Origin of the sequence: Gaetbulibacter sp. M240 (assembly GCF_043876815.1) — a bacterium.
GTDB lineage: Bacteria > Bacteroidota > Bacteroidia > Flavobacteriales > Flavobacteriaceae > Gaetbulibacter_A.
On record NZ_JBAWKA010000003.1, the window covers coordinates 123,817 to 136,179 of the forward strand.

Consider the following 12,363-nt stretch of genomic DNA (forward strand, 5'->3'; position numbering starts at 1 on the left):
TCTTTTTTTTTAATTCAACATTATCAGTTTACTCAATTAATATTTTTTCATTAGTGTTAATAAAATCACCATTAATATTCAAAATATATAATCCGGTTTGTAAGCCACTAATATCCAGTGTTACAGTATCGTTAAAGTTTGTTTTATTCTGCAATACCGTTCTACCATTAATGTCAACCAATGTCATGGTAACATCACCTAAAGCCATTTTTGGTTTTATATTAATCAGGTTATTAGCCGGATTCGGATAGATCTTATAATCTGAAGTTCCAAATTCTTCAGAGCTTAAAGTCGTGCAATTCGCTAAACTTGGGTCTGATGTATCTGGTGTATCAAAATTTTCAATTTGATCATTTCGCAACAGAGAATCTTGTTGATCAGCATTCACACCCAAACCTCTTCTGGCAAATACGTCCCAGATCATACACTGGTCCTGGCCTCCGGTAAGCGCTAAATCAGCTGCCAAAATAGCATCCCGTCCATCAACAAAGCCTGGGCCTGGTTCACAAGGTTGTAATTTTAAAGCATCCAAAACAATTTGCATGATCTTGTTATTCCCTCCAGTGCCGTTATAAAAGTCAGGATCAAAACCATATTTGTCGATGTAGCTCCAGGTAAGATCCCAAAGCATGGTACACCATACTGAGCCCACACCATGAGGCGCACTTATTTGCACCGTGTTATTGGTGTCATTATAGGTGAGTGGGTTAACACTCATATCTGTACTATATCTAAAAGGACGTATTCCGGGGCCATTTATAGGCTGTTCGGCATCATAGGTGGCTATACCCCGTCCTGTAGCCCCATTATCTGTCGATTTCATGGTAAGCATCAAAGCGAACCAGTCTGACCAGCCTTCGCCCATTTGCTCAGTGTAGGTTCCTTCAACACATTTGCCATCGGAATCACGCTCAGTACAGGTTCTTAAACAGTTCACTTCTTTAGCTCCGCCCGTTAAGCGAATGGAGATTCCATGACCATATTCATGAATGATAACCCCATTGTCGTAACTCCCGTCAATATAAGGAGGTAATACTAAAGACGCACTAATCGTTTCAAATCGTAACGCTGCTATAATAGCAACACCATCGGCACGACTGATCATAATACTGGGAATGGTCACTTGGTCACCATCGTCCCCAGCACCCATAATAACCACAGGTCTGTCGTCTGTGATTACGATAGCTGCAACAGCTCCTTCGTTCTGAACGGCTAGTATTTTGGTTCCGAAATCACAGGATCCCCTGTTAATTATGGCAATCTTACCATTAAGACTAGCCCCATCAATAATCGGGTCACAGGCATCATTAATATCTGTTGAGGTTCCTGAGTTATCATCAAAGGTCAAGGCCAGCTCGGCTGTAAGCGGATCGATTGCTGGAAGTTCATCACCAAAAGCTGCAGGAATGCCTACATAGCTTCCTGCCAATGAGCCATTGTTGATAGTTAATGTGTTTCCATTCGAGGTATTCCACAGGAACATTTGCATACGTGGGTTATTCCCATCAGGAGGCGTTGAAAAATTAGCATTATTAAAATCACTACCATCCAAACCATCCGCGATAACAGGATCACCGGCACCCGCAAGGTTGACACCAGCATAGTCGGTTTTTTGAAAGTTCCCGGATTCCTCATCAAAACCATAATAGTACATGATATCATGCACCATATTATTGACGTAAAATAAATTCGTTAACGATGCATCTCGGGAAACTACGGGTTGTGAATCAAAATCAATCGGGAAATCAAAATTTAAAGACGCACCTCCATCAGCTGAGTAAGCTATAGAATTCGTACCGTTAGAATCGTCGTAAACCAGTACGTTGTTTCCTTTGGTTGTCGTATATTCTGTACCTGCTATACCATTATCATCATGCCAACCAAAGGGGGAGGCTAGAGGATCGGCAGGTTCAGTAACCAAAGTTCTGGGACCGTGATTAGGGCTTTCCGTAGGTAAGGCATATACATTGTATTGTGATCCATCAGTCATAATAGAACTATTGGGTTTGAAAAGTTCCGGACTGGTAGTAGCTCTTGAGCTTGCGCGGTGTTGATGATTCGCATGATCGTTATCTCCAAAGGTACACTCCAGGGTCCAATCGTTAATATCTAAAATTGCACCGGTCTTAGCATCCAATCGAACACTCCACCAATGTTTACCATCCTGAGTTAGAATACTTAAGTCCCAAGCCAGTTTTATGTTGCCTTCCCGGGTTTTAAAAAACACTTGCTCGACCGGAATATTCTCTTTGGAAATAGCTCCTTTGGAATACACCGATTTATTGGTGTCGGTACTTATTAAATTAAGATTTCCAACGGATCCTAGTTTGAAATGGTTGGCTACTTTTGCAATGGCCTCTGTTGGTGACACCGACGGTATTACGATATTTATTCTTTGGGCAATATTCGCCTCCAAGGTACCCGCCATGTGAAACACCTTATTGTTTTTTACAGCGATACTGGTTGAAACATTAACCAGTTTTATGCCTTTGTAATATTGATTTAAATATAAATTAGTAACTCCTGTTTTTTCTGAAAACGTTTCGTTGGAAATATATAGGTCCTGTATGTCAGTTGCCGATAATTTTCCTGTTTTAGCGCTTGTATTTAGATAAGAAGAAATAGCTGGGCCGTGTTTCGATTCTGATAGTTTTATTTGGGCCGAAGCGGAAAACGATAGAAAAAGACAAACAACTCCTAGAGGGATAGTCTTGTAAAATTTTCTCATTTCAATTTTTTTTCTTGAAATATACTAATATCTAATAATAATTATGATATCATTTAACAATAATTATTCCTTTTTAGTATTGATTATCAAAAATTCAAATTCAAATACATCGATAAACTTCATGTTTATAGGCAGGTGCGAAAATATTTTGATATGGCTCTCGTAAAAACTGTACTTTTGTGACGTGAAATACCGCTTTTTACATACGATTAACACACCGGAAGATCTGCGGCGATTACCTCCTGAAGCATTACCAATACTCGCTCAGGAACTGAGGGATTTTATCATCACTATTGTGGCGACCAAAGAAGGCCATTTAGGTGCTAGTTTAGGTGTAGTAGAGCTTACTATTGCCCTTCATTATAGCTTTAATACTCCAAATGACCTGCTTATTTGGGATGTGGGTCATCAAGCTTACGGCCATAAAATTTTAACTGGACGTCGCGACACCTTTCATACCAATCGGGAATGGGGTGGTATAAGTGGCTTTCCAAAACGCAGCGAAAGTGAGTTTGATACCTTTGGAGTAGGACATGCCTCCACCTCAATTTCTGCAGCTTTAGGAATGGCACTCGCTTCGAGACTAAAGGGCGATTTTGAAAAGCAACATATCGCTGTTATTGGTGACGCTAGTATCGCAGGAGGAATGGCTTTTGAAGGTTTGAATCATGCCGGAGTTACCGATGCTAATTTACTGGTTATCCTGAATGACAATGCTATTGGAATCGACCCTAGTGTAGGAGCCTTAAAGAACTATTTAACGAATGTAAAGAAAGGGACCCAAAAGCGAAACAATATTATTGAGGCTTTAAATTTTAATTACTCGGGCCCCATAGATGGCCACGACCTACCAAAATTACTAAAGACCCTTAAGCGTCTGAAAAAAGTAAACGGCCCTAAACTTTTACATATTATAACGACTAAAGGGAAAGGTTTGAAACAAGCGGAGACCGATCAAGTGACCTATCATGCACCGGGGAAATTTAATGCCGAAACCGGAGAATTACACCAAGTTGTTCCATCAGAAGGGCCTATAAAATTTCAGGATGTATTTGGTTTATCTCTGGTAGAATTGGCAAAGGAAAATAAAAATATTGTAGGCATTACCGCAGCCATGCCAACAGGAACCTCCCTCAAATATTTAATGAAGGTTTTTCCTGATCGCACTTTTGATGTAGGAATTGCAGAGCAGCATGCCGTTACCCTGGCCGCAGGAATGGCTACTCAGGGATTGGTGCCATTCTGTGCCATTTATTCAACGTTTTTACAACGGGCCTATGATCAGATCATTCATGATGTTGCCTTACAAAAACTACCTGTAATTTTTTGCCTGGACCGTGCCGGTCTGGTGGGAAAGGACGGTGCTACTCATCATGGAGTTTTCGATCTGTCGTATCTGCGCTGCATTCCGAACATGATCATTGCTGCACCACGTAACGAGGTGGAATTGCGAAATATCATGTATACAGCACAGCAAGGTCTGGATGGCCCGATCGCAATAAGATATCCTCGTGATAAAGGAGTTATTACGCACTGGAAACAACCTTTTAAAACGCTGGAGATCGGAACGGGTGAAATGCTTAAAAAAGGAACTGATATTGCGGTACTCTCCATTGGTACGATGGCTAAAAATGTAACAGAAGCCTTGCAGGATCTACCTGCAGCGCACTACGATCTGCGTTTTGTAAAACCTTTGGATGCCGAGTTGCTTCATGCAGTTTTTGAAAACTTCAATACCATTATTACCGTTGAGGATAATAGTGTAAAAGGAGGATTCGGGGCTGCTGTTTTGGAATTTGCGGCAGAACATAAATATAGCAATAAGGTAAACTTATTAGGCATTCCCGATACTTTTATAGATCATGGTAATGTGGATCAGCTTCAGAAATTTGTTGGCCTAGATGCAGCGAGTATTAAAGCTGCTGTTTTGAGGAAACTTCGCTAAATTTTAAATGACAATGTTATCATTTTGAACAGGTTGCTTCGCCGTTTTTGTAATGATTGTGGTTTTTGTCATTCAGAAGGAGCTAAGCGACTGAAGAATCTGTTTAACTATTTTTTGAGATTCTTCGACTCCGAATACATTCGGAATGCTCTGAATGACAACTGCAATTACAATGAGCGGATTGCTTCACGCTGTTCGCAATGACGGCATGGAACGTCATTACGAGGAGCGTAGCGACGTGGTAATCTCATCGTTAAAAACTGAGACTCTTCGCTCCATTTCATTCCGCTCTAAATGACAATACATTTCTTTTGAGTAGATTACTTGGTTTCCCTCGCAATAACGGTATTCGCGTTAGACCTATCATTAGGCAGGGAATGCGTTAGGGATTGTAGTGGAAAGCCCACAGCGCTTGGCGCGAGGACTTGTAGCGGAAAGCCCGACAAGCGCGCTTTTTGGCGCGCGAAGGAACGCCCTATTTATTTTTATCCTTTTTGTTCGATTTTTGATTGTCGCGCATCTTGTCAAGATTCTCTTTGGTAAGCATGTAATCCTTGATATCTCTATCTTTCCAGCGGTACCAGGTAAACAGGGGAAATACAATAATAAAAAGACCTACAACGCCCAATCCGATGAGGGTTTCGTTATTTTCTTCGGGTGCGCTAAAACCGGCAATGATACTGCCCATAGAAGCGATAAAAAATATCCAGATCAGGTATTTCATTTTACTTGGTAAAATTAATTAATTGCTGCCTGTAGGCGGTTAGTAATTTAGATTTTGAGATATAGCCATAGTACTTACCGTTTTTTGTTACGGGTAAATTCCATGCACCACTTTTTTTAAAGGTATCCATAATATCTTGCATGGAATCGTGGTCGTAATCTATAATTCCTGCATCGGCGTGCATTAAACTTGCGGCGTCTATTTCGTCATAGATATCGGTATCGAACATCATATGCCGAATGTCGTCTAAGCGTATTACACCTAAAAACCTTTGATCTTCATCGACCACGGGAAAATGGTTTCTGGACGATTTTGCAACGGCATTTTCCAGGATATGGCGTAATTTCATTTCTGGCCTGAGGACAATAAAATTGGTTTCTATGACCTTATCGATATCCAGAACCATAAGGACATTCTGATCTTTATCGTGGGTCATGAGCTCACCACGTTCGGCTAATTTGAGGGTATAAATGGAGTGGGCGGTATAATATTTGGTTATGGAAAATGAAATAGCCGAAACGAGCATTAAGGGTACAAAAAGTTCGTAACCCCCGGTGATTTCCGCAATGAGGAATATGGCTGTTAGAGGCGCATGTAAAACGCCGGCCATAAGTCCTGTCATTCCAATTAAGGTGAAGTTCGATTCTGAAACCTCAAAGTTTAATCCAATATTATTAATAATTTTTGCAAAGGCATTTCCTATAGCACTTCCCATAACCAGCGTAGGGATAAAAACACCACCAACACCGCCGGCACCAAAAGTAGTGGTCATGGCGATGGCCTTAAAAACGGCTATTCCTAACAACAGGCCAATAACTACCCATACATTATTGAGATCGAGGTCGAAAGGGGTTTTGCCTATGGCCGCCAAATGATCCCCTTTTAACAAATTATTCATAATACCGTAACCTTCACCGTATAGGGGCGGTATAAAATAAAGAATCGTTCCAATGGCTAAGGCGCCTATTAAAAGGCGTACCGCTCTGCTTTCAAATTGTTTAAAAAAGTTAGATATCGTAAAAAACACCTTTGAGAAATACACCGAAGCAAAAGCTGTTGCTAATGCTAAAATGATATAAAACCCTATATCTGTTATTTCAAATTTATCGGTAAGCTGGAACCTCAATAAGATATCAGTTCCCAGGAAAAAATAAGAAGTTACAACCGCTGAAACCGAAGCCAGCAAAAGTGGGATTAAGGAAGTGAAAGCGATGTCTAAACTAAAAATCTCCACAGCAAAAATAATGGCTGCGATGGGGGCCTTGAACATAGAAGCCATAGCTCCGGCTGCGGCACAACCAATTAATAACATCCTTGTTTTTTGGTTCATGTGAAACATACGGGCTGCATTAGACCCTAAGGCAGATCCTACACTTACAGCTGGTCCTTGCAATCCAACGGAACCACCAAAACCGGCGGTTAAAGGAGCCGTAATTAAAGCAGCATATATATTATACCTGGGGATGATACCCCCTAATTTTGAGATCGCATATAAGGTTGAAGAAATCCCGTGGCCAATATGTTTCTTTAGCCAGATCTGTTTTATTAGATAAACCAGAAACAGACCAATGAGCGGAAAAATAAAGTAAAGCGAGTTCTGATAATTTTTAAAAAGCTCAAGTTCAAATAACAATTTAATGTAGTGGGTGAGGTTTTTAAGTGCTACCGTACCCATACCTGCCAAAAATCCAACGAGGATACTTAACATAAAAACGAACTGTCGCTCGGAGATATGTTTGTATTTCCAGATCAGGAATTTTCGTAATAGATTTTTAGAACTAAAAGGCATAATTAAAATTACCTTAATGCCCTGCTTTTTCAGGACGTCATTTTTATGCTTTTAAGTTTAGTTTTAAACTTAATTCTGACAATTGTTCGTTGTCAATGGGTGCAGGCGCATCGATCATCACGTCGCGTCCGTTGTTGTTTTTTGGGAATGCAATAAAATCGCGAATGGTTTCTTGTCCGCCTAAAATAGCGACCAAACGGTCTAGACCAAAAGCCAGGCCGCCATGTGGTGGCGCACCATATTGAAAGGCATCCATTAAAAATCCAAATTGTGCTTTCGCTTCTTCAGGAGTAAAGCCTAAATAATCGAACATTAAGGATTGTGTGGCCTTATCATGAATTCTGATCGAACCTCCGCCAATTTCGTTTCCGTTCAACACTAGGTCATAGGCATTGGCCTTAACAGCTCCGGGATTGGTTTTAAGTAATTCGATCTGGTCTGCTTTTGGCGCCGTGAATGGATGGTGCATGGCATGATAACGCTCGGTATCTTCATCCCATTCTAATAATGGAAAATCAACAACCCAAAGCGGTGCAAATTCGTTTGGTTTGCGCAGGCCCAAGCGTTCTGCCATTTCCATACGCAAGGCACTTAATTGCGGACGAACTTTATCGGTTTCGCCGGAAAGAACACAGATGAGGTCACCTGGTTTTGCACCGGTAACTTCTGCCCATTGGCCAAGATCGTCCTGATCGTAAAATTTATCGACAGACGATTTGAAACTACCATCGTCGTTGCAGCGGCAATAAACCATACCAAGAGCTCCGATTTGTGGACGTTTTACCCAATCGATCAGTTTATCGATCTCTTTTCTTGTGAGACTGTTACCACCCGGAATAGCGATGCCAACAACTAATTCAGCAGCGTTGAAGACATTAAAATCTTTATGCTGCGTCACGGCATTCAATTCGCCAAAGGTCATCCCAAAACGAATATCAGGTTTGTCGTTTCCGTATAAACGCATGGCTTCGTCGTATGTTAATCTTGGAAATTCAGCAACCGAAACACCATTGATCTCCTTTAGTAAGTGGCGCGTTAAACCCTCGAAAGTATTTAAAATATCTTCCTGGTCAATGAAGGCCATTTCGCAATCGATCTGCGTGAATTCCGGCTGTCTGTCGGCACGCAGGTCTTCATCTCTAAAACACTTTACAATTTGAAAATACTTATCCATACCGCCAACCATAAGCAGTTGTTTAAAGGTTTGTGGCGATTGTGGTAAGGCATAGAATTGTCCGGCATTCATTCGGGATGGTACAACGAAATCACGCGCACCTTCCGGAGTCGATTTAATCAAATACGGAGTTTCCACTTCAATAAAATCTTCACCCGAAAGATAGGTTCTAACGGCTTGAGTAACTTTGTGCCTGAATATTAAATTATTTTTTACCGGGTTCCGGCGGATGTCCAGATAACGATATTTCATCCGTAATTCTTCACCGCCATCGGTTTTGTCTTCAATAGTGAAAGGAGGTAAAAGCGCTTCATTTAAAATGCTAAGCTCAGACACCAAAATTTCTATGTCTCCCGTTGGGAGATTAGGGTTTTTTGATGCCCTTTCAATAACTGTTCCTTTGACTTGAATAACAAATTCGCGCCCCAATTTCTGGGCCTGTTCCATCATGGACTTTGGGCTACGTTCTTCGTCGAAAACCAATTGTGTGATTCCATAACGGTCACGTAAATCGACCCAAACGATAAACCCTTTGTCTCTGATTTTTTGAACCCAACCGGATAATGTAACCTCTTTATTTATATGTGATGCGTTCAAAGCACCACAATTATGACTCCTATACATGGTTATAAAATTTTAGCGCTCTGCAGATTGCAACGCAGGTAGCGCATAAAAGTGCAAATTTAGTAAGATATCTTTTCAAAAAACTAAGAAATCAGGGGATATTTTTAATGTGGTTAATTAATTGAGTTGGAAACGTGGGTATAAATGTATTGTAAATGCACATAGCAATTTAATATCCTCAAAAATTTACGGAAAAACCTCATATATTTCAAACAGAATCAAATCATTTTTAAGGATATTTTATAAATATGTTAATTTTTTTGCTTTTAATATACCTATATTAGCTTTTCTAATTTAAAAACTCAATAATTATGGTTAAATTTTTACATGTTAAAGGGCTTGTTTTTCTGTTCTGTTTTGCAGTAACCGGATTGTTTCATGCTCAAGAAGTTACAGGTACCGTTAGTGACGATTCAGGTCCGCTACCTGGGGTATCAGTAGTTGTTAAAGGAACGACAACAGGAACAACAACCGACTTTGATGGTAAGTATTCAATTTCGGCAAGTAATGGTGATGTTCTCGTGTTTACTTACGTAGGCTATGAAAAACAAGAAGTAACTGTTTCAGGACGTACATTGAATGTTACAATGAAATCCGGAGTAGCTTTGGATGAAGTTATTTTAGTAGGATCGCGTACGGCACCTCGAAGTAGTGTAGATACGGCTCTACCAGTAGATGTGCTTGCTGCAAAGGAATTAACATCAACAGGACAAGTAACGTTCGATAAGGCTTTGCAATATAGAATTCCATCTTTTAATACAGTGCAAACACCGGTTAATGATGCGACCTCGCTTTTAGATCCGTATGAGATCAGAAACATGGGACCGAGTAGAACCTTAATTCTTATTAACGGTAAACGTAAAAATTTAAGTGCATTACTTTATACACAAACCTCTCCGGGTCGCGGTGAAACAGGTGCAGATATTTCTGCAATTCCTACAGATGCTATCAAGAGAGTTGAAATCCTTCGAGACGGGGCCTCAGCACAATATGGTTCTGATGCTATCGCAGGTGTTATGAACATCATTCTTAAAGATGACGCTAATTTTGGTTCAGCAACCTTAAGAACAGGTGTGACCTCAGAAGGTGATGGTGAAATGGTTGGTTTTAGTGTGAACAATGGAAGTGCTATTGGAGACAATAAAGGTTTTATTAATTATACTATAGATTTTTCTAAAGTGAATTTAGCAAACAGACCAGGAACAGTTGATGCTGCTGGTGAAATTGCTGATTTTACAGGAGGTACAGCTGCCGATGTGGCTTTTGTAAATGAGTTCTTAGGTAGAAAACCTGACGCAGGAAATATAAATGGATCGCCAGAAACGGCTTCATCTAAATTTTTAATTAATGGAGGATTGGATTTAAGTGATAATACAGAAATGTATTTTAATGCCGCTTATGTATACAAGAAAGTAAATAGTTTTGCAAACTACAGAACACCATATTGGAGAACTATTGATGATTTTCCATACCTAGCAGACTTTTTCCCGGGGAATAACCCAAACACAGCCGGTGGTTATGATGGGTATGTGCCAACTTTCGAGGGACTTTTGAATGATTACAATGGTACCGTAGGGATTAAAACCAAAGTAAACGACTGGAATGTAGATTTAAGTTACACCACAGGGGGTAATACACAAACCTATACCGTAAATAATTCTCATAACAGAAATTTTGTTTATTCACCCTCTACTTGGGTTGATGCAAATAATAATGGTACAGTTGATGATGGAGAAATTACAGAAGGTTCTCAATTATACAGAGAAAATAGCCAGCAGTCTTTCGATCCGGGAGGAACTCGTTTTACTCACAATGTAGGAAACATTGATATTTCCCGAATCCTTTCTGATCAAATAAGTATAGGTTTTGGTGCTGAGTTTAGAAATGAAACTTTTGAAGTTATTGAAGGTGAATTAGCATCTTACGATGGTGGTGGCGCCGATTCATTTGCAGGTAACGCTCCTCAAAATTCAGGTAAATTTAACCGTTACAATTTTGGTGGTTACTTTTCTTTAGATTTTGATATTTCTGATGCTTTCTTAATAAGCGGAACAGTGAGAACGGAGAACTATTCAGATTTTGGAAATACGTTTGTATATAAGTTTAGCTCTCGTTTAAAAATAACAGATAAGTTAACAGCTAGAGCTTCTGTTTCTTCTGGATTCAGAGCGCCAACGTTACATCAAATTTATACCCAAAAAGCACAATATAGCTTTGTGCCGGGGCAAGGTATTCAAGTGGGCGGTTTAATTAATAACGTGTCTACACAAGCCAAGCTTTTAGGTATTCCTGAATTAGATGCTGAAACGTCTAACAACTTTACGATTGGGTTAGGGGGTCAATTAACCAACAACCTAAGCTTTACAGTAGATTATTATAATATTGCAGTAAAAGACCGTATCGTATTAGGTTCTGAAATAGGTCCAAGTGGTGACCCCTCAAACCCATTAGATATTCTTTTAACTAATAATAATTTATCTGATGTAAGTTTCTTCTCGAATGCCATAGATACAAGAACATCAGGTATTGATGTTGTACTTAGCCAAAAGAATATCCTTATTGGATCAGGTGATTTGGATTTAAACTTGTCAGGTAATTATACTATTGAAAATGAAAGAGATGGCGCTGTTAAGGATATTCCTTTAGTAGCTAATTCAGGTCAATCTGTTGTAAACGCAACTCAAGAAGCTTTATTTTTTACTTCCAGACCACAAACCAAATGGATTTTAGGAGCGAATTATAATATCAATAAATTCGGCTTTTCTTTAAACAATACTTATTTCGGAAAAACAACATTTAAGCAACAAGGAATGAGCAATGATTTAAGAACAGAGTTTACGCCTAAAATTGTAACTGATTTAGGCATTAATTTCAATGCTACAGAGAAAATAACCATAGCATTAAACGTTAATAATCTATTGAACGTTTTACCGGAATGGAGCTTTAAAGCAGAAAACGCTGCCGGTGCGGCTATTTTAGCTGATCCAGCACAAACTAAAAATCAATCTAACTTAATTACGTTCAACCAGCGTTATTCTCAAATGACCTACGATGGTTATCATTTTAGTCAATTAGGTACGATGTTTAACCTATCTCTTAATTATAAGTTTTAAGAAATAGATTTTAATTAATACAAAAATGCTGCCCGAATTGGGCAGCATTTTTTTTGTCAAATATCTAAATAATGATTAAAAAATTATTGTGGTTACTAATGGTCGAATAAAAAAAGGGCTGGTAGTCAAAATTTCGAAACCCAACTAGTTTAAGATAAAAAAGCGACTGAAACTCCAGACGTTCACAGCAATTCGGGATTGGTGGTCGATTCTTATTTGCACGTGTTTCCTTCAAACTTTAAATAGCAAACTAATTTTTTTATATT

Annotated in this window: 6 protein-coding genes; 2 read left to right on the forward strand and 4 right to left on the reverse strand. The window is 39.4% G+C overall.

Annotation, left to right across the window (positions count from 1 at the left end; all coding sequences use genetic code 11):
- Positions 1 to 28: 28 nt before the first annotated feature.
- Complete coding sequence (locus tag V8G61_RS09735) at positions 29 to 2,728, reverse strand: T9SS-dependent M36 family metallopeptidase (protein ID WP_394875402.1); 2,700 nt, start codon at positions 2,726 to 2,728, stop codon at positions 29 to 31.
- A 184-nt stretch (positions 2,729 to 2,912) separates the two neighbouring features.
- Between V8G61_RS09735 and dxs the strand changes: the two genes are divergently transcribed.
- Positions 2,913 to 4,673, forward strand: coding sequence for a 1-deoxy-D-xylulose-5-phosphate synthase (gene dxs / locus V8G61_RS09740; RefSeq protein WP_394875404.1), 1,761 nt, complete (start codon positions 2,913 to 2,915; stop codon positions 4,671 to 4,673).
- Positions 4,674 to 5,148: 475 nt separating this feature from the next.
- On the opposite strand, the gene V8G61_RS09745 is transcribed toward dxs, so the two are convergent.
- From V8G61_RS09745 to aspS, 3 genes are read right to left on the reverse strand one after another with little or no spacing between them, the layout of a single operon-like run.
- The gene (locus V8G61_RS09745) at positions 5,149 to 5,397 is read right to left on the reverse strand and encodes a hypothetical protein (RefSeq protein ID WP_394875405.1); all 249 of its coding nucleotides are present in this window, start codon (positions 5,395 to 5,397) and stop codon (positions 5,149 to 5,151) included.
- 1 nt (position 5,398) lies between these two features.
- Entirely contained in the window at positions 5,399 to 7,186 is a 1,788-nt protein-coding gene (locus tag V8G61_RS09750) for a chloride channel protein (protein ID WP_394875406.1), read from the reverse strand.
- Positions 7,187 to 7,229: 43 nt separating this feature from the next.
- The gene (aspS, locus tag V8G61_RS09755; protein WP_394875407.1) at positions 7,230 to 8,984 is read right to left on the reverse strand and encodes an aspartate--tRNA ligase; all 1,755 of its coding nucleotides are present in this window, start codon (positions 8,982 to 8,984) and stop codon (positions 7,230 to 7,232) included.
- A gap of 311 nt (positions 8,985 to 9,295) precedes the next feature.
- On the opposite strand from aspS, the gene V8G61_RS09760 reads away from it, so the two are divergent.
- Positions 9,296 to 12,097 (forward strand): TonB-dependent receptor domain-containing protein, encoded by a 2,802-nt coding sequence (locus V8G61_RS09760; RefSeq protein WP_394875408.1) that lies wholly within the window; start codon positions 9,296 to 9,298, stop codon positions 12,095 to 12,097.
- Positions 12,098 to 12,363: the final 266 nt, after the last annotated feature.